Here is a 615-nt window from a genome sequence, read left to right as displayed (position 1 = left end):
TTCCGTGACCTGCGACAGGGCGCTGCGCAGCGATGCGGCCGCGTCGTTGAAGTCCGACTGGAGCTTGGCATAGGCGGGCGGGAAGCTGCCGTTCAGCTGGCAGGTGAGATCGCCGTCGGCCAGGGCGGCCAGCCCGGTCGCCAGCGCCTCGGTCGCCTGCGCGGCGGCAGCGGCCTTGTCCTGTTCGGCCCTGACGACGGAGTCGCGGAAGATGTCGACCGCCCGCGCGATGTCGCCTATCTCGTCCTGCTGATCCAGATGCGGCACGGTGGCCGTGCCGTTCTGTGCGGCCAGCCCGCGGATCGTTCCGGACAGGCGTTTGACCGGCGCGACGACCTTCGACGCGATGATGAACAGCGACACGGCAAGCACCGCGATTCCGGCAAGAACCAGTGCGATCATGATCGTGCGGTTCGTCTGCGCGGTGACGGTGGCGTTGGTGCCGGTTTGCTCCGCGATCTTCAGTTGCAGGTCGACGAGCTTGCCGATCGATTCCGACACCGGATCGATGGCTCGATACAGAGAGGCGACGACGAAATGGTCGAGCGCGGCGCGATCGCCGCTATCCAAAATCGTCTGGAGTTCGGCGACGCGCTCGTCCGCAATGCGCATGCG

The 615-nt window shown here is 66.7% G+C and carries 1 protein-coding gene; it reads right to left on the bottom strand.

Annotated features, from left to right (window positions below):
• Window positions 1-615, bottom strand: a 615-nt coding sequence (locus LS48_RS15935; protein ID WP_117590244.1) for a HAMP domain-containing protein, incomplete at both ends; no start/stop codon positions are given.

Origin of the sequence: Aequorivita aquimaris, assembly GCF_001573155.1 — a bacterium.
GTDB classification, from domain to species: Bacteria; Bacteroidota; Bacteroidia; order Flavobacteriales; family Flavobacteriaceae; genus Aequorivita; species Aequorivita aquimaris.
This window is presented reverse-complemented; position numbering and strand designations above follow the sequence as displayed.